The organism is Marinactinospora rubrisoli (genome assembly GCF_042664915.1).
Taxonomy (GTDB): Bacteria; Actinomycetota; Actinomycetes; order Streptosporangiales; family Streptosporangiaceae; genus Marinitenerispora; species Marinitenerispora rubrisoli.
In genome coordinates this window covers 478,794-499,486 of record NZ_JBHTBH010000001.1, presented here as the reverse complement: position 1 = coordinate 499,486, position 20,693 = coordinate 478,794, and the positions used below count along the sequence as shown (strand labels likewise).

General features: G+C 73.6%; 18 protein-coding genes. 12 read left to right on the top strand and 6 right to left on the bottom strand.

The features are described from left to right. Nucleotides 1-186: 186 nt before the first annotated feature. A complete protein-coding gene (gene paaN / locus ACFQRF_RS02300; protein WP_379868362.1) occupies nucleotides 187-1,869 on the bottom strand; it encodes a phenylacetic acid degradation protein PaaN in 1,683 nt (560 codons plus the stop codon). Nucleotides 1,870-2,098: 229 nt separating this feature from the next. Here paaN and paaI point away from each other — a divergent pair, with 229 nt between their 5' ends. From paaI to ACFQRF_RS02275, 5 genes are all read left to right on the top strand, one after another. After that, nucleotides 2,099-2,566, top strand: coding sequence for a hydroxyphenylacetyl-CoA thioesterase PaaI (gene paaI, locus ACFQRF_RS02295; RefSeq protein ID WP_379868361.1), 468 nt, complete (start codon nucleotides 2,099-2,101; stop codon nucleotides 2,564-2,566). A 66-nt stretch (nucleotides 2,567-2,632) separates the two neighbouring features. After that, complete coding sequence (locus ACFQRF_RS02290) at nucleotides 2,633-3,985, top strand: AMP-binding protein (protein WP_379868360.1); 1,353 nt, start codon at nucleotides 2,633-2,635, stop codon at nucleotides 3,983-3,985. Between the two features lie 80 nt (nucleotides 3,986-4,065). Beyond that, nucleotides 4,066-4,713: a TetR/AcrR family transcriptional regulator gene (locus tag ACFQRF_RS02285; RefSeq protein ID WP_379868359.1), complete on the top strand. Its 648-nt coding sequence runs from the start codon at nucleotides 4,066-4,068 to the stop codon at nucleotides 4,711-4,713. Between the two features lie 144 nt (nucleotides 4,714-4,857). Continuing rightward, nucleotides 4,858-7,179 carry a hypothetical protein gene (locus ACFQRF_RS02280; RefSeq protein WP_379869009.1) on the top strand — a complete coding sequence of 774 codons (2,322 nt, stop codon included), beginning with the start codon at nucleotides 4,858-4,860 and terminating at the stop codon, nucleotides 7,177-7,179. Between the two features lie 498 nt (nucleotides 7,180-7,677). Next, nucleotides 7,678-8,043, top strand: a complete 366-nt coding sequence (locus ACFQRF_RS02275) for an STAS domain-containing protein (protein ID WP_379868358.1) — start codon at nucleotides 7,678-7,680, stop codon at nucleotides 8,041-8,043. 22 nt (nucleotides 8,044-8,065) lie between these two features. On the opposite strand, the gene ACFQRF_RS02270 is transcribed toward ACFQRF_RS02275, so the two are convergent. Beyond that, nucleotides 8,066-8,776: a M50 family metallopeptidase gene (locus tag ACFQRF_RS02270; protein WP_379868357.1), complete on the bottom strand. Its 711-nt coding sequence runs from the start codon at nucleotides 8,774-8,776 to the stop codon at nucleotides 8,066-8,068. 145 nt (nucleotides 8,777-8,921) lie between these two features. Between ACFQRF_RS02270 and ACFQRF_RS02265 the strand changes: the two genes are divergently transcribed. Both ACFQRF_RS02265 and ACFQRF_RS02260 read left to right on the top strand, forming a co-directional pair. Next, on the top strand, nucleotides 8,922-9,914 hold the full coding sequence (locus tag ACFQRF_RS02265) for an endonuclease/exonuclease/phosphatase family protein (protein ID WP_379868356.1): 993 nt from the start codon (nucleotides 8,922-8,924) through the stop codon (nucleotides 9,912-9,914). Between the two features lie 81 nt (nucleotides 9,915-9,995). Further along, nucleotides 9,996-10,532, top strand: coding sequence for a hypothetical protein (locus ACFQRF_RS02260; protein WP_379868355.1), 537 nt, complete (start codon nucleotides 9,996-9,998; stop codon nucleotides 10,530-10,532). A gap of 56 nt (nucleotides 10,533-10,588) precedes the next feature. Here the strand turns inward: ACFQRF_RS02260 and ACFQRF_RS02255 are convergent, their stop codons facing one another. Further along, nucleotides 10,589-11,557, bottom strand: coding sequence for a DUF4097 family beta strand repeat-containing protein (locus ACFQRF_RS02255; protein ID WP_379868353.1), 969 nt, complete (start codon nucleotides 11,555-11,557; stop codon nucleotides 10,589-10,591). A 258-nt stretch (nucleotides 11,558-11,815) separates the two neighbouring features. Between ACFQRF_RS02255 and ACFQRF_RS02250 the strand changes: the two genes are divergently transcribed. The 5 genes from ACFQRF_RS02250 (at nucleotide 11,816) to ACFQRF_RS02230 (ending at nucleotide 16,436) form a co-directional block, all read left to right on the top strand. Next, complete coding sequence (locus tag ACFQRF_RS02250; RefSeq protein WP_379868352.1) at nucleotides 11,816-12,226, top strand: TOBE domain-containing protein; 411 nt, start codon at nucleotides 11,816-11,818, stop codon at nucleotides 12,224-12,226. Then, nucleotides 12,219-13,034: a molybdate ABC transporter substrate-binding protein gene (gene modA, locus ACFQRF_RS02245; protein ID WP_379868351.1), complete on the top strand. Its 816-nt coding sequence runs from the start codon at nucleotides 12,219-12,221 to the stop codon at nucleotides 13,032-13,034. Before ACFQRF_RS02250 ends, modA begins: the two co-directional genes overlap by 8 nt. Then, complete coding sequence (locus ACFQRF_RS02240; protein ID WP_379868350.1) at nucleotides 13,021-13,851, top strand: ABC transporter permease; 831 nt, start codon at nucleotides 13,021-13,023, stop codon at nucleotides 13,849-13,851. The genes modA and ACFQRF_RS02240 overlap by 14 nt, the downstream gene beginning before the upstream one ends. Continuing rightward, entirely contained in the window at nucleotides 13,833-14,969 is a 1,137-nt protein-coding gene (locus tag ACFQRF_RS02235) for an ABC transporter ATP-binding protein (protein WP_379868349.1), read from the top strand. Before ACFQRF_RS02240 ends, ACFQRF_RS02235 begins: the two co-directional genes overlap by 19 nt. 333 nt (nucleotides 14,970-15,302) lie before the next feature. Continuing rightward, on the top strand, nucleotides 15,303-16,436 hold the full coding sequence (locus tag ACFQRF_RS02230; protein WP_379868348.1) for a hypothetical protein: 1,134 nt from the start codon (nucleotides 15,303-15,305) through the stop codon (nucleotides 16,434-16,436). 472 nt (nucleotides 16,437-16,908) lie between these two features. Here the strand turns inward: ACFQRF_RS02230 and ACFQRF_RS02225 are convergent, their stop codons facing one another. From ACFQRF_RS02225 to ACFQRF_RS02215, 3 genes are all read right to left on the bottom strand, one after another. Then, nucleotides 16,909-17,361, bottom strand: coding sequence for an SRPBCC family protein (locus ACFQRF_RS02225; RefSeq protein WP_379868347.1), 453 nt, complete (start codon nucleotides 17,359-17,361; stop codon nucleotides 16,909-16,911). 213 nt (nucleotides 17,362-17,574) lie between these two features. Continuing rightward, nucleotides 17,575-18,570, bottom strand: a complete 996-nt coding sequence (locus ACFQRF_RS02220; RefSeq protein WP_379868346.1) for an NUDIX hydrolase — start codon at nucleotides 18,568-18,570, stop codon at nucleotides 17,575-17,577. Between the two features lie 2 nt (nucleotides 18,571-18,572). Then, on the bottom strand, nucleotides 18,573-20,639 hold the full coding sequence (locus ACFQRF_RS02215; protein WP_379868345.1) for an RNA degradosome polyphosphate kinase: 2,067 nt from the start codon (nucleotides 20,637-20,639) through the stop codon (nucleotides 18,573-18,575). Nucleotides 20,640-20,693 lie beyond the last annotated feature (54 nt).

Sequence of the window (20,693 nt, the reverse complement as noted above, 5' to 3'; positions counted from 1 at the left end):
GGGCAATTCCGCGCCAGGGTGTGGCTCAGCACCTCCGGGTCGGCAGCGGCGAGCAGGCACGGGGCCGCCACCTCCGGCCGTTCCGCGGCCGAGGCGGTGTCCGCCGATCCGGAGCGGGCCGGCCGCCCCTCCTCCCGGCCCGGTGACCGCGACCGCCGGTGGTGGAACCTCCGCGCCGTCCCCGGGTCAGGCCGGCCGGCGCGACTGCACGAAGGTGAACCGCCCGGCGACGAAGCGCGGGTCGGTGAGCGCGGCGGTGGCGGCCGGGTTGGCGCCGGTGCCGTGGTAGTCGCTGAACGCCGCGGACTGGTTGACGAAGACCTGGCCGGTGAGGTTCGCCGACAGGTGGACCCCCGCGTCCAGCGCGGCGCGTTCGGCGGCGGTCAGGACGTCGCTCTCCGTGGCGTAGACCGCGGCGGTCAGCGCGCCGCGTTCGGTGACCGTCTCGCGCAGCAGCCGCAGGGCGTCGTCGGTGCCGGCCGTGGGGATCAGGAACGCGATGGGGCCGAAGTGCTCGTGCCCGTAGACGTCGCGCTGCTCGGCGCCGACCCGGATGAGGGCCGGGGTGCGCACCGTGGCGGCGGCGAAGTCGGGGTGGGCGACCGTCCGGGAGGCGAGCACGACGTCGCCGAGGTCGCCGGCCGCCTCCAGGCGGGCGAGCACGGCGTCGTTGGCGATGGCCCCGAGGACACCGGTGGCCCGCGCTGGGTCGCCGAGCAGCCGGTCCACCGCCGCCGCTAGGTCGGCGCCGACCTGCTCAACGCTCCGGTGCCCCTCATCGGTGCTGATCCCGGCACTCGGCACGAAGATGTTCTGCGGCGTGGTGCACATCTGCCCGCTGTAGAGCGACAGCGAGAACGCCAGGTTGCCGAGCATCCCCGCGTAGGAGTCGGTTGAGTCCAGGACGACGGGATTGACTCCGGCCTTCTCGGTGTTGACGAACGCCTGCGGTGCGTTGCGCTCCAGCCATTCGCCGAACTCGGTGGAGCCGGTGAAGTCGATGATCCGCACCTCGGGCCGGACGGCGAGCGTCGCGGCGAGCCGTTCGTCGGGCCGCTCGGCGGCGAGCAGCACCGTGTTCGGGTCGTATCCGGCCTCGGCCAGCACCTCGCGGGCGACGGCGACCGTGATGGCCAAGGGCAGCACGGCGCGCGGGTGCGGCTTGACGATGACCGGGTTTCCGGTGACCAGGCTGGCGAACAGCCCCGGGTAGGCGTTCCAGGTGGGGAAGGTGTTGCACCCGATCACCAGCGCCACCCCGCGCGGCACGGCGTGGAAGCGTTTCTGCAGGACGAGCGGCTCGCCCTTGCGCTGCGGCTTCTCCCACCGGACCGCGCCGGCGTAGCGTGCGATCAAGTCGTAGCCGTAGGCGACCGCCTCCAGCCCGCGATCCTGGGCCTGGGGGCCACCGGCCTGGAACGCCATGACGAACGCCTGTCCGCTGGTGTGCTGGACGGCGTGGGCCATCTCGAAGCTGCGCCGGTTGAGCCGGTCGAGGATCTCCACGCAGACCCCGGCGCGCGCCTCGGGTCCGGCGTCCCGCCAGGCGGGCAGCGCGGCGGCGGCCGCGGAGACGAGAGTGCCGGCGTCGGCGTGCGGGTAGCCCACCCCGAGCGGGATGCCGTACGGCGAGCGTTCGGTGACCACCCGGTCACCGTCGCCGGGCTGATCCAGCGGGAAGTCGGCGCCGAGGTAGCGCTCGAAGGCGGCCTGACCCTGCGGCGCCGCGTCCGGGCCGTACACCTTCGGGCTCGGTGATTCGGGGTACGGGCTCCAGTGGTAGCGGCCGTGCGCGGCGGCCACCGCCTCCTTCAGGGTGTCGCGGTGCCGCGCGAAGAACTCCGACGGGTCTGTGCTGGCCTGGCCCACGGATCCGCTCCCAACTCGTGGTCCGGCGCCGCCTCTTCTCCCGATTCACGCCACGGGAGGCTGCTCTCCCCGTTCACGCCACGGGAGGCTGCTGTTCCCGTTCACGCCACGGGAGGCTTGACAGATCGCCGGTCGGTGATGGTTCCTAGAGGTATTCCTAACCGACCGTTCGTTCAGTTTCAAGGGACGTCGGTCCCTGGGCGGGGCTCGTGGGGAGGCGGATCCGACGGTGACGGACAGCGGCCACGCGGACGAACCGGCGGCACCCGGCGCGGCCGATGCGCAGGCTGCCGCCGAGCGCGCGGTGACCGCCATGCTGGCCGCCGATACCGCCTCCACCGCCCTGGGCATCGAGGTGACCGGCGTCCGCCCGGGGCACGCGGTGGCGCGCATGCGGGTCACCGAGCGGATGGTCAACGGCCACGGTGTCTGCCACGGCGGCTACGTGTTCCTGCTCGCCGACACCGCGTTCGCCGCCGCCGGCAACAGCCACGGCGTGGTCACGGTCGCCGCCGCGGCCGACATCACCTTCGTCAGCAGCGCCCGGCAGGGCGACGTGCTCACCGCCGGGGCCGCCGAGCGCGTGCGCTACGGACGCAGCGGCATCTACGACGTCACGGTGACCCGCCAGGACGGCGCGGTCGTGGCCGAGTTCCGTGGCACCGGCCGGACGCTGCCGAACGGACCGGGGCGCTGACCACCGCGCGGTGAGCGCACGGACCACCACAGCCCGCACCCGAACCAGCGGAGGGAACACAGCGCGATGCCCGACCAGGTCTCCCCCCGGCGGCCGCCCCGCCCGGCCGCCGACTCCGCCCCGGCCCCCGGCCCCGGATCGCTGGACGCGATGGAGCGCGCGCCGCGAGAGGAGGTCGAGCGCCACCAGCTCGTCCGGCTCAGACGGACGCTGCGGCACGCCTACGACCACCAGGTCTTCTACCGCCGCAAGTGCCAGGCGGCCGGTGTGACGCCCGATGACCTGCGGGAGCTCGCCGATCTCGCCCGGTTTCCGTTCACCACCAAACAGGACCTGCGCGACGCCTACCCGTTCGAGGCGCTCGCCGTGCCGATGGACCGCGTCCTGCGGGTGCACGCCTCCAGCGGCACCACCGGCAGCGCGACGGTCGTCGGCTACACGCGGCACGACCTGGACGTGTGGGCCGATCTGGTCGCCCGGTGCATCCGGGCCGCCGGCGGCCGGCCGGGCGAGAAGGTGCACGTGGCGTACGGGTACGGGCTGTTCACCGGCGGGCTGGGCGCGCACTACGGGGCCGAACGGCTGGGCTGCACCGTGATCCCGGTCTCCGGTGGCCAGACCACGCGGCAGGTGCGGCTCATCCACGACCTGCGGCCGGACACGATCATGGTGACGCCCTCCTACCTGCTGGCGATCGCCGACGAGTTCCGCCGCCAGGGCCTCGATCCGCGGGCCAGCTCGCTGCGGACCGCCGTCCTGGGCGCGGAGCCGTGGACCGAGGACATGCGCGCCGAGATCGAGGACGTCTTCGCCCTGGACGCCGTGGACATCTACGGCCTGTCCGAGGTGATGGGGCCGGGGGTGGCCGGCGAGTGCGCCGAGACCAAGGACGGCCTGCACGTCTGGGAGGACCACTTCCGCCCCGAGATCGTCGACCCGCTCGGCGACGCGGTCCTCGGTGACGGCGCGGACGGCGAACTGGTCCTCACCACGCTCACCCGTGAGGCGCTGCCGGTGGTGCGCTACCGCACCCGCGACCTGACCCGGCTGCGGCCGGGGACCGCGCGTCCGGGGTTCCGGCGGATGGCGCGGATCACCGGGCGCAGCGACGACATGATCATCCTGCGCGGCGTCAACCTGTTCCCCTCCCAGATCGAGGAGCAGGTGCTGCGGGTCCCGGGGCTCGCGCCGCACTTCCAGCTGCTGCTGCGCCGGCCGGCCCGGCTGGACGAGCTCACCGTCCGCGTGGAGCACCGGCCCGACGCCGGCCCGGTCGCCCGCGCCGCCGCGGGTGTGCTGCTGGCCACGGCGGTGCGCGAGCACCTCGGGGTCGCCGCCGAGGTGGAGGTGGTCGCCCCCGGCACCCTGGAGCGCTCGGTGGGCAAGATCCGGCGCGTCGTGGACGAGCGGCCGGGGTGAGGGACGTGCCGGGCGGCGGCGGAAGGACGGACGCGGGGCACGGCGGCCGAGGGTCGGCGGCGCCGGTAGATTCTGGCCTCGTGTCCAGATCGCCGTCCCCTCCTCCCGGCCCGCCCCGGCGCCGCGCCGGGCGCCCCGGCCACGATGCCGAGTCCGTCCTGCGGACCGCCGTCCAGGTCTTCAACGAGCGCGGCTACGACGGCACCAGCATGGAGGACCTCGCCCGCGCCCTCGGCGTGACCAAGTCCGCCATCTACCACCACGTCGCCGGGAAGGAGGAACTGCTCCGGCAGTCGCTGGACCGCGCGCTGGACGCGCTGTTCGCCGTCACCCGCGAGCCCGGGGCCACCACCGGCCCGGCGATCGACCGGCTGGAGCACGTGCTGCGCGGCAGCGTGCGGGTGCTGGTCGAGCAGTTGCCGCACGTCACGCTGCTGCTGCGGGTGCGCGGCAACACCGCCGTGGAACGGGGCGCCCTGCAGCGCCGCCGGGAGTTCGACCACTTCGTCGGCGACCTGGTGCGCGAGGGTGTCGCGGCGGGTGACATCCGGCCGGACGTGGACCCCGCGCTCACGAGCCGGCTGCTGTTCGGGATGGTCAACTCGGTCGTGGAGTGGTACCGCCCCGGCCGCGGCCTGGCCGGTGGCGACCTCGCCGAGGCGCTGGCCACCGTGGCGTTCGACGGCCTCCGCCGCCCCGCCGTGCGCCCGCCGGCCGGCGAAGGCTGAGCCGCGATCCCGCCCCGTGGGCGCCGTGCCTCCCTTCCGCAACGCCCCGTCCGGCCGCGATTCCGCCGGTGGACCCGCCTGGACGGTTAGTGTGATCGGGGAGCAGCCGGCGCATCAGAGGGGGATCGTTCCGTGGCGCACCGGATGGGGTCGCAGCGCCTCGCGGCCGTGCTCGCTGTCCTGCTCTCGCTGACGTGGTTCGTGGCGCCGCCGGCCGCCGCCGCTCCCGCCCCGGACCGCCCCAAGGGTCCGGTGGTGCTCGTCGGCGTGCCCGGCCTCATGTGGGAGGAGGCCGACCCCGAGACCATGCCGCACCTGTGGCGGCTGGCCCAGGACGGTTCCATCGGCAACCTGTCCATCCGCACCGCCACCTCCCGCACGTGCCCCGTCGACGGCTGGCTCAGCATCTCCGCCGGGCAGCGCGCCGCGAGCGAGCGGCAGACGTACTCCATCTGCGAGCTCCCCCGCCGGCCCGAGCGGGACGGCGCCGGCGCGACGGTGCCCGACTTCGCGCAGCACGTCGACTACAACGCCTCCTCCAAGTTCGTCGCCCAGGTCGGCCTGCTCGGCGACACGGTGCACGCCGCGGGCGGCAGCACCCTGGCCGTCGGCCCGGGCGCCGCACTCGCCGCGGCGGACGGTTCCGGCCGGGTGGACCGCTACCTCGGCAACGTGGACGCGCTGCGTGAACGGGACTGGCGCGAGAACCAGCTCGTCGTCATCGACCTGGACGACCTCGCCGACCTGTACCTCGACCTGCCGGCCAACCCCGACGCCGAACTCGGCGAGGACGCCGCCGTCGACCGCGAGGAGCCCGAGCCGGACCCGATCCAGGACGCCGACCGCCTGGAGCGGCTCAGCGCCATCGACGACCAGCTCGGTACCGTCCTGGACATGCTTCCGGCCGGCGCCACGCTGATGGTCGCGGGCGTCTCGGTGGAGGCGGGGCCGTCCAACCTGAACGTCGCGGTGCTGCACGGTGTCGGCCCCGGCGGTGAGGACTTCGACCGCGGTTACCTCAGTTCCGAATCCACCCGGCGGGCCGGGCTGGTCACGCTGACGGACATCACCACCACGCTGCTGCACGCCATGTCGCTGGACGCGCCGCCCAGCATGGTGGGCCGGGCGTGGAAGGAGGTCCGGGCGCCGGCGGACTTCACCGAGGCCGTGAACGGTCTCGTCGAGTTCAACACCGCCGCCAAGGTCGTGGAGTCGCTCATCGCCAGCTTCTTCAGCGGGCTGGTGGCCATCCAGTTGCTCATCTACGCGGCGGCCGCGTACACGCTGAAGCGGTACGGCGGCCGGGACCGCAAGAAGCGCGACGTGGTGCTGTCCGTGATCCGCGCGGTGGCGCTGGGCGGCGCGGCGTTCCCGGTCTCCAGCTACCTGGCCAACCTCATCCCGTGGTGGTCGGCGGCGCAACCGCAACTCGCGCTGCTCGGCAGCGTGCTGCTCGCCGACGCGCTGGTGGTGGCCCTCGCTCTGGCCGGGCCGTGGCGGCGCGACATCATCGGTCCGGCGGCGGTGGTCGCGGCGGTCACCACGGGCGTGCTGTTCGTTGACCTGTGCACCGGTGCGCACCTGCAGATGAACTCGCCCACCGGGTACAGCCCGATCGTCGCCGGCCGGTTCTACGGTCTCGGCAACATCGCGTTCGCCACGTTCGCGACCGGGGTGCTGATGACCGTGGCGGGCGTGGCGCGGCTGCCGCTGGTGCGCGGCCACCGGCGCCGGGCGGTGACGGTGGCGCTCGCTCTGGGCGTCGCAACGCTGTTCGTGATCGGCTGGCCGGGTCTGGGCACCGACTTCGGCGGCGTCATCGCGATCATCCCCGGTCTGGCCGTGACCGTGCTCATGATCGCCGGCAAGCGGGTGACCCTTCCGCGGCTGCTGCTGGTCGGGGCGGTGTCGATCGTGGTCATCGGCGCCATGGCCTACGCCGACTACCTGCGCCCGCCGAGCCAGCGCAGCCACTTCGGGGCGTTCGCCGGGCAGGTCGTGGACGGCGAGGCCGGCACCGTGGTCGCGCGCAAGCTCGGCGCGATGGTCGGGTCGCTGGGCAACTGGCAGCTCACCCTGCTGTCGGCCTGCGCGCTGCTCTTCCTGTTCGCGGTGCTGAACAAGCCGACCGACTGGCGGATGGGCGCGCTGCAGCGGGCGTACGAGTACGCGCCGACCCTGCGGGCCGGCCTGACCGGGTCGCTGGTGACCGCGCTGGCCGGGTTCGCGGTCAACGATTCCGGAATCGCGATCCCGGCGCTGGCGCTCACGGTGGCCGTGCCCCTCACGCTCTCGGCGTGCGCGTGGGTACTGCGGCAGGAGGGCCCGTCGCGGCCGGCCGGCGCGCCCGGCCGGGGCGGCCCGGACGGTCGGAACGGCGCGGCGGCAGCGGAGGTGCCCGCCGACGCTCCTGGGGCGCCCGCCGCGGGCGGGAGGGCCGAGCCGGCCGAGCCCCGGCGCCGGTGACCGGTTCCGGCTCCGGAACGAGGGACGGAAAATGCCAGCGGCCCGCCGGACCGCGCCGTAAATGGCAGAGTTCCCGTACGACGCCGTTTTTCCGGCATTTCGCTTGTAGGACAGGTCACGTCACTGAAGTCACGATTTCATCGCGACTCATGTGGTAAGGTCCGGGACCGGATGCTTGTTTTAAGCGTCTTAGCAATGAGTGGGCACACGCTTGTCACGTACAAGCGGTCGGGTGCATCACACGCCGATGTCGAAACAGACCCGGCCGCCCGAGCCAGAGTCGAAGCCCCCTGGCACACGACGATGCCATCGCGAGCGTCTGGAACATCCTCATTGCCGGCATGAGGGGTAAGCACAGGGATGAGACATCAGTTCTGCCACAGTGGCGTGCCCACGAACGCGTTGACCCGTGGCCCGAGCGGCCGCCTTTCCAGGGCGGCGTGGACCACCGCGCCTTCCGGCCGGGCAACGGCATCGGCGTACCACCCCGGAGCGAGCATGCCCGCGCTGACCATCACGTCCCGCAACCATGACGACGGCACCGTGCTCGTCCTCGACGGCGAGATCGACATCGCCACCGAGGACGACTTCCACCATGCCGTGCGAGAGGCGGTGAGCGAACGGCCGCACGGCCGGGTGGTCCTCGACTGCGCCCGCCTGTCCTTCATCGACTCCAGCGGCCTGCGCGTGCTCATCCAGTGCCACAAGGCCAGCCGCGAGCACTACAGCCGCATCCTGATCGCCGCCGCGTCCGAGCGGGTGGCGCAGATCCTGCACGTCACGGCCCTGGACACCCGCATCCCCGTCTTCCCCACGGTCGAGTCCGCGCTCAGCGCCCCGCTGGAGAGCGCCAGCCCCAACTGACCGGCCCGCACCGGCGTGCGGTTCAGAACAGCAGCAGCCACACGCCCAGCGCCAGCACCGCCAGGTTGACCAGGGCGAAGAGCACCACCCAGGCGGTGCCTGGGATGCCGGTCAGCCGCGCGAGCTGGTCGGCGTCGGAGTGCGGGGAGGGCTGCCGGATGCGCTGCCCCTGGAGCTCGAACACCGGGCGCACACCGGCCAGCAGCAGGAACCAGGTGAACAGGTAGGCGAAGACCGCCTGCACCTCGGCCGGGGTGAACCACGAGACGAGGAACACGATCGCGCCGGTGCCGACCACCGAGACGACCCCGTAGACGTTGCGGATCAGCAGCAGCATGGCGGCCAGGACGAGGATGCTGATCCACAGCAGCGCGGTGATCCGGTCGCCGAGCAGCAGCAGGATCGCGGCGAGGCCCACCAGCGACGGCGTCACATACCCGGCGAAGACCGTGAGGATCATGCCGATCCCGTGCGGCTTCCCCCGCGAGACGGTGACACCGGAGGTGTCGGAGTGCAGCCGGATGCCGGTGAGCTGCCGGCCACTGAGCAGCGCCACCAGCGCGTGCCCGCCCTCGTGCGCGATCGTGACGACGTTGCGCGCCACCCGCCAGGGGCCGCGCACGGAGACCACGACGAGGGCGATGACCCCGGTGGCGATGACCAGCCACTGCGGCGGCGCGGGCTGCGTCAGGAAGACGTCCTGCCAGACGTCCGCGAACGACGTACCTTCCATGTCCTCGCTGCCCTCGCCTCTCCGCTCGGCTCCGCTGGTCGCGCGTTACCGAACTCTAGGACATGTCCGGCACCCCGCCGCCCGCTCGGACGTCGATCACGGCGCACCGGTTCCCGCCGGGGATGCGGACGGTTAAAGTGCAGCGATGACCTCCGGAACCGAACGCACCGGTCCACTGCGCTTCACCATGGCCAACGTGGCCGGCGGCCGGATGCTCCGGCCGGGCGAGGGAGATCACCGGTACGCCCCCGAAGACCGCACCGAGGAGTTCGCCGCCGCGATGGGGTCCGGTGACACCGACGTGCTCGGCATCGCCGAACTCGACTGCAGCCCGGGGTCACGGCAATTGACGGCGCTCGCGGAGCCGGTGATCGGCCGGACCGGCGTCCATCTGGCGGAGTACCGCCTGGCCGAGTCGGCCGTTCCAGGAGTGGCCGGGCAGGGCGTCGGGCTCGCCTGCCGGCATCCGCTCGCCGACGTCGAGCGGATCGAGCTGCCCGACCCGCCGTTCCCGCTGCTGCACTGGCGCACCGGGGAGGAACTGCCGTGGCACACCAAGGGACTGCTGGTGGCACGGCTGGAGCCGCCGGGCGACGACCGCCACCTGGACGTCGGGATCATCCACACGCACCCGGTCCACATGGCACGGGACGCGAAAGGTGTCGAGCACAGCTACGAGAGGGGCCCGGGGCGCGAGTTCGGCCAGGCGACGGCGGAGTTCGTGGCCGCCCGGCTCGCCGCCCGGGGCGCGGACTCGATCGTCCTGATGGGCGACATGAACAATTGCTCGGGCTTCTTCCGCCGGATCGGTGACCGCGAACTGGTGGACGTGTTCGGCGCCCGGCCGCCCGCCACCACCCCCGACGGCCGGTGCATCGACCGGGCGCTGGTCACCGGCGACCTGCGCGTGGCGGGCCGCCCCGAGGTGATCCGGCTGGCGGGCGCCGACCACTTCCCGGTCCGATTCCGGCTGGAATCGCCGACCGGGCCCACGAAGGACGCCGAGCCGATGGACTTCGCGCTGAAAGAGGCGCCGCCGCTCGGCCGCGGCCGGCCGGGCGCGCCGAACGCCGCCCAGGAGGCGGCACGGCACCCGTACGCCGGCCCCCCGGACGTCGGTCCGCGTCGGGCGCGTTAAGGCCGGAGCGCCGCGCGCAAGGGAGCCGGGCGCGTCTTCGGCCTCCCCGGAGTGTCAGTGGCGGCGGCTAGCCTCGGTCGCATGACGACCCTCTCCCAGCTGCGCAGAGCCGCGCTCGGCCTTCCGGAGGTCGAGGAGGGCACGCACTTCGGTCTGGTCGCGTTCTCGGTCCGCGGCCGGGGGTTCGCGTCGGTGACGAAGGACGGTCAGGTGCGGCTCCGCCTGCCGGACACCGAGGTCGAGGCCGCGGTGTCCGCCCACCCGACCGGGGAGCGGATCCTGCGAGCGGGCGCGCTCATCGGCTTCCGGGTACCGCTGGCCGACATCAGCGGCAAGGACCTCAACGCCCTGGTCCGGGCGGCCTGGTTCCGCCGCGCGCCGAAGCGGCTGGCGTCGGCGCTCGCGACCGCCGACACGGGGGTCACAGCCGAGGCGTCCGACCTGCCGGCCGCCATCGGGAGGCCGGCCACCCGGGCCCTGCTCGGGGCCGGGCTGACCGGCCTCGCGCAGGTCGCCACCCGGTCGGAGGACGAACTACTCGCCCTGCACGGGGTCGGCCCGAAGGCCGTGCGGATCCTCACCGCGGCCCTGGCGGAGAAGGGCATGTCGCTGCACTGAGGGTGAGTGCGCGCGTCCCCCTCCCCCCGCTGGCCGGTGCCGCGCCGGCCGGCGGCTCACTCCGGGCGGATCGCCACCGACCCGGTGGTGGTGTCCACCGAGATGACCGCGCGGGCGTCGGCCGCGGTCGCGACGTCGACGGCGCGGTCGCCGGTGGTCGACGCGCCGGTCACCCGGTACGCGGCGTCGGGTACGCGCAGGTCGACCGCCCCCGTGGTCGTCGTGACGGCCAGTTCCCGGAAGGCGGCCGACACCGTGACGTCGACGGAGCCGGTCGTGGTCTCCACCGCGACCCGCTCGAACCCGCCGGGAGCGGTCAGCTCGACGGCGCCGGTGGTGGCCGACACGTCGGCCTGCTGGACCGCGCCCATCCGGATCGCCCCCGTGCTCGTGGTGGCCTCGGCCGTCGCCGCGGTGAAGCCGCTCAGGTCGAGATCGCCGGTCGACGACTCGGCGGCCAGCGCGTCACCGCGGCCGGAAGCGTGGACGGTGCCCGTGGTGGTGGCCACGTCGACGTCGCCCGTCACGTCGCTCAGGCCGACGGCGCCGCTGGTGCCGCGTACCGTCACCGCGCCGCGTACCCCCAGCACGTCGACCGCTCCGGAGGTGGATTCGGCGACGACCGTGATGTCCTCCGGCACCGTGATCGTGTAGTCCACGGAGCAGGGGCCGGGGAGCGGCCCGGTGCACTCGGCGGCGACGCTGAGCGTGCCGCCCTCCTGATGCACCGTCTCCATGGGGGAGGCCGCGAGCCCGGACCGCAGGCTGCGGAGCAGGGTGACCGCCTCGGCCCCGGAATCGGCCCGTACCTCGACGGCGCCGCCGGTGGGGTTGCGCACGGTCAGCCGGGTGACCCCGGCGACGTCGTCGGACCGCTGCTCGGTCCCGGTCGGGACGAGCGCGAGGGCACCGGCCAGTCCGCCACCGGCAAGGAGCACGGCGACCACGGCGACGGCGGGCCGCCGACGGCGGCGGGGTCCGGGGCGCCGGACGGCGGCGTAGGCGCCATGGCCGGTGAACGACATGGGGGTCCTTCCGGGCGGCCCGGCGCCGTGCGGGGCGCCGGGGGCGAGGACCGGCCCGGAGTCCGGCCGGTCGCGGACCACGTTAGGCGGCCGGTGCCGGGCCGGGCCATCGTCCGTCCCCGTCACCGGACGGTGGTGGCAGCACCACCGCGCGCCGACGGGGAGGCGCGGGCACCGGCACCGAACACCGGGAAAGTAGGGCAATTGCGGGGGACATAAGGTCTTTCCCATCGCAAATGCGACCGGTACCGTCGTCCCGTGACCGTCTTTCGCATCAGTGAAGTGGCCGAGCTGGCCGGGGTCAGCGGTGACACCGTCCGCCGGTGGGTGGACTCCGGGCGGCTGCCCGCGAACCGGGACGAGAACGGCCACCGGCTCGTGGCCGGCGCCGACCTCGCGGCGTTCATGGGGGCGGGATCCGAGGCGGACCCGGCCCTGGGGCGTTCCTCGGCGCGCAACCGGTTCCGGGGGCTGGTCACCAACGTGATCCGCGGGGACGTCATGGCTCAGGTGGAGCTGCAGGCCGGACCCAACCGGGTGGTGTCCCTGATGAGCCGGGAGGCGGCCGACGAGCTCGGCCTGGAGGTGGGCGCGCTGGCCACCGCCATCGTCAAGTCGACCAACGTCATCATCGAGAGCGATTCGCCCACGGGAGCGCGCCATGCCTGACATCCCCCCTTCTCCACTCCGCCGGCCGGTCCGCCTCGGGGTCGCGGCCGCCGCGCTCGGGCTGCTCGCCGTCGTCGGGTGCGCGCCGGTGGCGGAGTCCGGGTCCGACGGGGCGGCCGGCGCCGAGGAGCGGACCCTGACGGTGTTCGCGGCGGCCTCGCTGACCGATACGTTCGGTGAGCTGGGCGAGCGGTTCGAGGCCGACCACCCGGACACCGTCGTGGAGTTCAATTTCGCGGGCAGTTCGGAGCTGGCGCAGCAGATCACCGAGGGGGCACCCGCCGACGTGTTCGCCGCGGCCGACACCCGCACCATGGACCAGGTGGCCGACGCGGGCGCCACCGAGGGCGAACCCCGCGTGTTCGCGCGCAACCGGCTGGAGATCGCGGTCCCGCCGGACAACCCGGCCGGCATCACCGGGCTGGCCGACCTGGCGGGTGACGACGTCCAGGTGGCGCTGTGCGCCGAGGAGGTCCCGTGCGGCGCCGCCGCGCAGACGGTGCTGGACGAGAGCGGCGTCGCCGTCGAACCGGTCACCCGGGAACGCGACGTCCGGGCGGCGCTCACCAAGGTGCGGCTGGGCGAGGTGGACGCGGCGCTGGTGTACCGCACCGACGTGCTCTCGGCCGGCGACGACGTGCGCGGGATCGAGTTCCCGGAGGCCGCGGAGGCGGTCAACTCCTACCCGATCGCGGTGCTGGCCGACGCCCCCGAGCCGGAGCTGGCCGCCGCATGGGTGGAGCTGGTGCGCTCGGAGGCGGGCGGTGAGGTGCTCACCGCGGCGGGATTCGACCTTGCCACGGACTAGTTTTCGGCCGTCGCGTGGGACCGGCGGCCGGGTCGCCGCCGGCCGGTTCCCGTGGCCGCTGGCGGTGCCGGCCGTGCTCGGGCTGGCGTTCCTGGTGGCGCCGTTCCTCGGGCTGCTGGTCCGGGCGCCGTGGTCGACGGTCGGCACCCGGCTGCTGATGCCGGAGGTGCGGGACGCGCTGCTGCTGTCCCTCGGCACCGCCACGGTCGCCACCGCGGTGTCGCTGCTGCTCGGCGTCCCGCTGGCCTGGCTGCTGGCCCGGACCGAGTTCCCCGGCCGCCGGCTGGTGCGGGCGCTGGTCACCGTCCCGCTGGTGATCCCTCCGGTGGTCGGCGGCGTGGCGCTGCTCATGGTGCTGGGACGGCGCGGGGTGATCGGCCAGTACGTGTACGACTGGTTCGGTTACTCGCTGCCGTTCACGACGGCCGCGGTGGTGGTGGCGCAGGTGTTCGTCGCCATGCCGTTCCTGGTCATCAGCGTGGAGGGGGCGCTGCGCGCGGCGGACCGGCGGTACGAGGACGCCGCGGCGACGCTGGGCGCCACCCGGGCGGTGATCTTCTGGCGCGTCACGCTGCCGATGGTGGCTCCCGGCGTCGCGGCGGGGGCGGTGCTCTGCTGGGCGCGGGCGCTCGGCGAGTTCGGGGCGACCATCACGTTCGCCGGGAACTTCCCCGGCCGCACCCAGACCATGCCCCTGGCGGTGTACCTGGCCATGCAACGGAGCCCGGAGTCGGCGGTGGTCCTGAGCCTGGTGCTGCTGGCCGTGTCGCTGGCCATCCTCGTGGGGCTGCGTGACCGATGGCTGGGCACCCCGTGACGGGCCGGGCCGGTAGGGAGCCGGACGTGACCGGGGCGACCGATGCCGCGCCGCCCGGCGGTACGTTCACCGTGCTCGACGCGCACCTGGTGGTGCGGCGGGGCGGTTTCCGGCTGGACGCCCGGCTGCGGGCGGCGGCCGGCGAGGTGGTGGCGCTGCTCGGGCCGAACGGCGCGGGCAAGTCCACCGCGCTGCGGGCGCTCGCCGGACTGACCGACCTGGCCGACGGCCGCGTCGTGCTGGACGGCCGCGACATGACGGTCACGCCGACCGAGCGGCGCCCGATCGGCATGGTGTTCCAGGACTACCTGCTGTTCGAGCACCTGAGCGCGCTGGAGAACGTGGCGTTCGGGCCTCGGGCGCGCGGAGTGCCGAAGGCGGCGGCGCGGGCGCGCGCCGCGGAGCTGCTGGGCCGGATGGGGCTGGCCGGCCACGCCCGCCGGCGACCGCGGGAACTGTCCGGCGGCCAGGCCCAGCGGGTGGCGCTGGCCCGCGCGCTGGCGGTCCGGCCGCGGCTGCTGCTGCTGGACGAGCCGCTGGCGGCGCTCGACGCGCACACCCGCGTGGAGGTGCGGTCCCGGCTGCGTCGCGACCTGGCGGACTTCGACGGCGCGGCGGTCATCGTCACCCACGACCCGCTGGACGCGATGGTGCTGGCCGACCGGGTGACGGTCATCGAGGACGGCGCGGTGGTCCAGGAGGGCGCGCCGACCGAGGTGGCACGGCATCCCCGCACCGACTACGTCGCGCGCCTGGTCGGCCTGAACCTGTACCGGGGCGAGGCCACCGGCGGAACCGTGGTGGTGGCCGGCGGCCCGGCGCGCATCGAGGTGGCCGAGCAGCGGTCGGGGCCGGTGTTCGCGGCCTTCCCGCCGCGCGCGGTCGCGCTGTACCGGGAGGCTCCGGTGGGCACGCCGCGTAACGTGTGGCGGCTGCGGGTCGAGGGGGTCGAGCGGTTCGGGGACCACGTGCGGGTGCGCCTGGAGGATCCGGCTTCGGGCTTCGCGGTGAGCGCGGATGTGACACCGGCCGGGCTCGCGGAGTTGGCGCCCGTGGTGGGGGATTCCGTGTGGGCGGGGGTCAAGGCGACGGAGGTGCGCTGCTACCCGGCGGACTGACCGCACGGCGGTCACCGCGTGCCCGGCCGGCCCCGGAATCAACCGGACCGGGATATAGGACGGCCTGTTTCGGGGATCGGGCACCGCCCTATTGTCCGTAACCCGGGCGGGTGGGTCCGGCCGCGCCGGAGACCGTCCCGGCGGCTCCGGTCCCCCACAGCCGCACGGCTTCCGGTGCGGCCGGCGCAAGCCCGCCTTCCCGGCGCACCAAGATCAACTACGCGAACCGGAGAAAATCGGTCGCACGAAAACTCGCCCGGGGTGCATAGAAGGCCACGAACAGGGGCAATCACTCTTCGTAGTTACTCGGTGACTCTCAGAGAGAGGATTCCCGTGTCTTTCAGACGAGGTATTGCCACCACCATGCTGACCGCCGTGGCCGGTGCTTCCATCGGTGTGTTCACGGCCATCCCCGCGCAGGCGGACGGTGACGACACCAGCCAACCGACGCAGAGCAGCGGGACACCCGGAAGCAGTCAGGAGCCCGGGACCGCCCAGGCTCCCACGGCCGAGGTCCCGGGCAGCACCGAAGGCCCGAAGACCGGCGAGGCTCCGAAGAAATCGGAGAAGCCGAAGGCCGACTCCGCGGCCAAGCCGACCAGGCCGAAGGCCACCAAGCCCACGCCGGGTGAGGCTCCGAAGGACGCCGGCAAGCCGAAGGCGGACTCGCCCAAGACCGAGACCGCACCGAAGCCGGCCGAGGGCACCGAGCCGGAGACCGACGCGGCCCCGAGCACGGAGACCCCCAAGACCCAGGGGGCCACCAAGCCCGCCAAGCCGACCCGGCCGAAGGCGGACTCGCCCAAGACCGACGCCGCACCCAAGCCGGCCGAGGGCACCGAGCCGGGGACCGACGCGGCTCCGGCGGACCAGGAGGCGCCGCAGACGGACACCGCTCCCGCGGCCACCGGTCCGGACGCGGCGCCGAAGCCGGAGGCCGCCCAGCAGCCCGCTGGCCCGAAGGCCGCGGACAAGCCCGCGAAGCCCGCCGCGAAGCCGGTGCGGCCCGCATCGCTGGTCCCGGAGATCAGCCTCAAGCCGAAGCCCGCGGCCGAGCCGGAGGCCGCCCAGGTCGACCAGGCCCCGGCCGTCGACGCGGCTCCGGTCTCCGGCCCGCAGAAGCACGAGAAGCCCAAGTGGCACGCCGAACCGGGTCACCACCACAAGCCCGGGCACCACGACGGCTATGGCCACAAGCACAAGAAGCCGAAGTGGCACGCCGAACCGGAGCACCAGGCGAAGCCGGGCCACCACGACGGCTACGGCCACAAGCACAAGAAGCCGAAGTGGCACGCCGAGCCGGAGCACCAGGCGAAGCCGGGCCACCACGGCTACTACGGCGGGAAGCACAAGGGCCACGGCAAGCACAAGAAGGGCCACGACCGGCCGCACGCCGAGTGGCACGCCACCCCGGACCTCACGAACATCGAGGGGGCCGAGGACCCGGCCATCGACCGCGCGTCCTGACCGCGCTGACTCTGGGGCGGGTGTCGCGCGCGATCCGCGCGGCACCCGCCTCGCGTGTGCGGCACGCGGGGCGGGTCCTGACATTCGCGGAGCCGAAGATCGAGATCGGCCGACGGCACACCTGGCCGGTACCCGTCGGCGAGCTCGTCACAACGGGGCGCGGCCCTGCGGCCCGCGCGAAGGCCCGCCGCCCAGGCGAGCAAGGCGCACCCGGTCCATGACCCGCTCGGCAACGGCCGAATCGCGACGTTCCCGGCGGCGAGGAGCTCCGTCATCGGCCGGCCGCGGCCCTCCACGACCCGATGCGCCGTCGAGCTGAGCCCGCCCTCGCGCCCCAGAGCCCGACCGGTCGGGTCATCTCCTGCCCGATCGTCCCCTTCGGCCCCCATTCCGATGACACCGCCGGCCACGACCACCGGATCGGGGCGGCAACGGCCCGATCCGTGTCCAGGCCGCTTCGGTGCGAGACGCCCTAGCGCTCCGGGTCGGCCGAGCCCTCCTCGACCAGCCGCTTCAGGCGCGGCAGCGTCTGCTCGATCGCCCGCGCGTTACGCGCCGGAGCGCCCGCGAGCTGGTAGAGCAGCGTGCCGGCATAGGAGTAGTCGAACGTCTCCGTCACCAGCGTGCCGCCGTCCGGCTGCGGTTCCAGCTCCCAGCGCCACCGGTGCGCGCCCAGGTGCCGCCAGGTGATCAGCCGGCCCTCCTCGAACTCCACGACCCGGTTGGTCATGCGGTACGGCAGTCCGACGCGCATGTTCATGCCGAACGTGGCACCGAGCGACAGCCGCTCCGGGCCGGCGACCACGCCGCGCACGCTGCCGGAACCGTCGAAGAGCGGATGCCGCCCGGGCGTGGCGAGAACGTCGAAGATCTGCTCGGCGGGGGCCTCGATGACGATACTCCGGGATACCTGATGGTGGGCCATGGGCGAGTCCTCGAATCGACGTTGGGGGATCGCGGCGCGGCGAGTGCGCCGGCCGGCCTTTGGGCGGACCGGCGGCCGTCCCCGGCGGCCGCCACCCGTAATGCCGTGTGCCACACTTCCCGCTCCGCGGAAGGCACATACCCTATCTTCACGCGGCACCGCGTCGGCCGCGCGGACCCCCGGGTGGAGCGCCGTCCCGCCGGGCGGCCGGATTCAGGGACCGTGCCGCTCGACCGCCGCCAGCCCGCGCCCGTCGGCGGCGAGGTGCAGCGTCCAGAACGCGCCCTTGGCGAGGGCGAGCGGCTGCGGGACGGCGGCGGCCGACAGCCGGGCGAGCGCCTCGCGCATGAGGTCGCCGACGAGTTCGCCGTGCGTGCACACGAGGACCGGCCGCCGCTCGGCGACCAGCGCGGCCACCACGGCACGGGCGCCCTCGCGGTCGAAGGAGCCGACGTGCGGCCCCGCCCCGGCGGTGAGCGCCTGCTCGGTGTGCACCCGGGCCGAGGTCCGCACGGCATAGGGCAGCACCGTCTCGACGCAGCGGGCGGTGGCCGAGCTGACCACCTGCCCGATGCCGTAACCGGCGAGCGCTTCGGCCAGGCGGGCGGCGTCCGCCCGGCCGGCCTCGTCCAGGGGGCGCAGCAGGTCGTCGCCGTTCCAGCCGTCCTTGCCACCGGCCGAGGCGTGCCGGAGCAGGACCACCGGCACGGTCTCGGCGGGACCGGCGGCGAAGTCGTCCAGCGTCCGGACGTCGTGCCCGTAACTGAGCCGGCGCCGCGCAGCGGCGAGCGGCAGCCACTCGCGGCGGTCGACCTCGTCGCTCAGCGGGACACCGGACGGCCCGGACACGGCGGCCGCCCACCAGGCGACCTCCTTGGGCCAGCCGTCCTTGACGTAGCGGCGGCCGGGCAGCCGCCGCCCCAGTACGGGCCGCAGGCCGGTCTCCTCGGCCACCTCGCGCACTGCGGCGGTGAGCGGATGTTCCTCGTTCCTGAGCTTGCCCTTCGGCAGCGTCCAGTCGTCGCGGCCGGGACGGTGCACCAGCAGAACCTCCGGTCCCGCGCCGGACGGCCGCCACAGCACGGCCCCGGCCGCCCGGGTCGGCTCCAGGTGCCCGCCGACGGCCGCCGGGCCCGGCGCGTCCGGCCGCTCCGGCGGTTCGGCGCCGGAGGTGGACGACGGCGGTGCGCCGCCGGGGCGGCCGGTCATGGTCAGCCGTCGACCAGCCGGAGGTGGCGGTCGCCCCGGACGGTGTTCTGCAGGTCGAGCAGCGCCGCGCCCGACTCGTCGTGGGTGCGCCGGGTCCACTCGCCGTCGGAGCCGAGGTGCCAGGACGATGTGGTGTCGGACATGGCGAGTTCCATCAGGCCGACCAGCCGCCTGCGGTGGCCGGGGTCGGTGACGCGGATCAGCGCCTCGACCCTCCGGTCGAGGTTGCGTGGCATCAGGTCGGCGCTGCCGATCCAGACCTGGGGTTCGCCGCCGTTCTCGAACACGAACACCCGGGAGTGCTCCAGGAACCGCCCGAGGACGCTGCGCACCCGGACCGTCTCGGACAGGCCGGGGATGCCGGGACGCAGCACGCAGCTCCCGCGCACCCACAGGTCGATGGGCACACCGGCACGCGACGCCTCGTACAGCGCGTCGATGATCTCCTCGTCGACCAGGGAATTCACCTTGATCCGGATCCGGGCCGGTGACCCCTGCAGGTGAGCGGCGACCTCGTGCTGGATCTGGCGGCGCAGCCCGTCGCGGAGCGCGTTCGGAGCGACGAGCAGCCGCCGGTAGTGCTTCTTACGGGAGAACCCGGTGAGGTGGTTGAAGAGGTCGCTGAGGTCCTCGCCGACCTCCTGATCGGCGCTGAACAGTCCGAAGTCCTCGTAACCGCGCGCCGTGCGGGGGTGGTAGTTCCCGGTCCCGACGTGCGTGTAGCGGCGCAGGGTGCCGTCGTCGTCCTGCCGGACCACCATGGCGATCTTGCAGTGCGTCTTGAGGCCGACGAGGCCGTAGACGACGTGGCATCCCGCCTCCTCCAGCTTGCGGGCCCACTCGATGTTGTTCCGCTCGTCGAACCGGGCCTTGATCTCGACGAGGACCACGACCTCCTTGCCGGCGCGGGCGGCCTCGATGAGCGCCTCGACGATGGGCGAGTCGCCGCTGGTGCGGTAGAGGGTCTGCTTGATCGCCATCACCCTGGGGTCGGTGGCGGCGAGCGCGATGAACCGCTCGGTGGTGGTGGCGAACGACTCGTACGGGTGGTGCACGAGGAGTTCCCGCTCCCGCAGGACGGCGAAGAAGTCCTCCTGGGTCAGCACGCGCGGCTCGACCGGCACCATGGGCGGGTACTTCAGCTCGGGGCGGTCGAGGTCGGCGATCTGCGCGAGGCCGGCCAGGTTGAGCGGGCCGGGGACACGGTAGATCTCCTCCTCCTCGGCTCCCAGCTCCTCACGAAGCACGTTCAGCATCTGGTCCGTGATGGTCTCCTCGACCTCAAGGCGCACGAGCGGGCCGAACCTGCGGCGCAGCAGCTCGTTCTCCAGCGACTGGACGAGGTCGTCGGTCTCGTCCTCGTCCACCTCCAGGTCGGCGTTGCGGGTGACGCGGAAGGCGTGCCGTTCCAGGACCTCCATGCCCTCGAACAACTGGGGGAGGTGCGCGGCGATGACGTCCTCGACCGGCACGAACCGCTCCCCGCCGAGGTCGATGAAGCGGGGCAGCACGGACGGGACCTTCACCCGGGCGAACATCTGGCGGCCGGTGTGCGGGTCGCGTACGCGCACGGCCAGGTTGAGCGACCGGCCGGAGATGTAGGGGAACGGGTGGGCGGGGTCCACCGCGAACGGCGTGAGCATCGGGTACACCGAGCGCCGGAAGAACCGCCGCATCCGCTGGCACTCGTCGTCGTCGAGGTGATCCCAGCGCACGATCCGGATGCCGGCGTCGGCCAGCGCGGGGGCCACCGACCGGTGGAAGCACTCGGACTGGCGCAGCATGTGCTCGTGGGCGACCTCGGAGATGCGCTCCAGCAGGTCGCGCGGGTGGTAGCCGCTCGCCGTGGCGACGGCGACGCCGGTGGCCAGGCGGCGCTTCAGCCCGGCGACCCGCACCATGAAGAACTCGTCCAGGTTGCTGGAGAAGATGGCCAGGAACCGGGTCCGTTCCAGAAGGGGGATTTCGGTGTCCTCGGCGAGTTCCAGCACGCGCTGGTTGAATCGCAGCCAGCCTTCCTCTCGATCGAGAAATCGGTCGGCGGGGAGTTGGTCAGCTTTTCGGGTCACAGGAACCGGTTCCACACTCACGACTCGCAGACTCCCCCATTCCGGTGAACGCCT

Bases quoted from the DNA above. Each gene is read 5' to 3' on its own strand.
- ACFQRF_RS02290 (WP_379868360.1), top strand. From the start codon at position 2,633: ATGCCCGACCAGGTCTCCCCCCGGCGGCCGCCCCGCCCGGCCGCCGAC.
- ACFQRF_RS02280 (WP_379869009.1), top strand. From the start codon at position 4,858: ATGGGGTCGCAGCGCCTCGCGGCCGTGCTCGCTGTCCTGCTCTCGCTG.
- ACFQRF_RS02275 (WP_379868358.1), top strand. From the start codon at position 7,678: ATGCCCGCGCTGACCATCACGTCCCGCAACCATGACGACGGCACCGTG.
- ACFQRF_RS02270 (WP_379868357.1), bottom strand. From the start codon at position 8,776: ATGGAAGGTACGTCGTTCGCGGACGTCTGGCAGGACGTCTTCCTGACG.
- ACFQRF_RS02265 (WP_379868356.1), top strand. From the start codon at position 8,922: ATGACCTCCGGAACCGAACGCACCGGTCCACTGCGCTTCACCATGGCC.
- ACFQRF_RS02260 (WP_379868355.1), top strand. From the start codon at position 9,996: ATGACGACCCTCTCCCAGCTGCGCAGAGCCGCGCTCGGCCTTCCGGAG.
- ACFQRF_RS02255 (WP_379868353.1), bottom strand. From the start codon at position 11,557: ATGTCGTTCACCGGCCATGGCGCCTACGCCGCCGTCCGGCGCCCCGGA.
- modA (WP_379868351.1), top strand. From the start codon at position 12,219: ATGCCTGACATCCCCCCTTCTCCACTCCGCCGGCCGGTCCGCCTCGGG.
- ACFQRF_RS02235 (WP_379868349.1), top strand. From the start codon at position 13,833: ATGGCTGGGCACCCCGTGACGGGCCGGGCCGGTAGGGAGCCGGACGTG.
- ACFQRF_RS02225 (WP_379868347.1), bottom strand. From the start codon at position 17,361: ATGGCCCACCATCAGGTATCCCGGAGTATCGTCATCGAGGCCCCCGCC.
- ACFQRF_RS02220 (WP_379868346.1), bottom strand. From the start codon at position 18,570: ATGACCGGCCGCCCCGGCGGCGCACCGCCGTCGTCCACCTCCGGCGCC.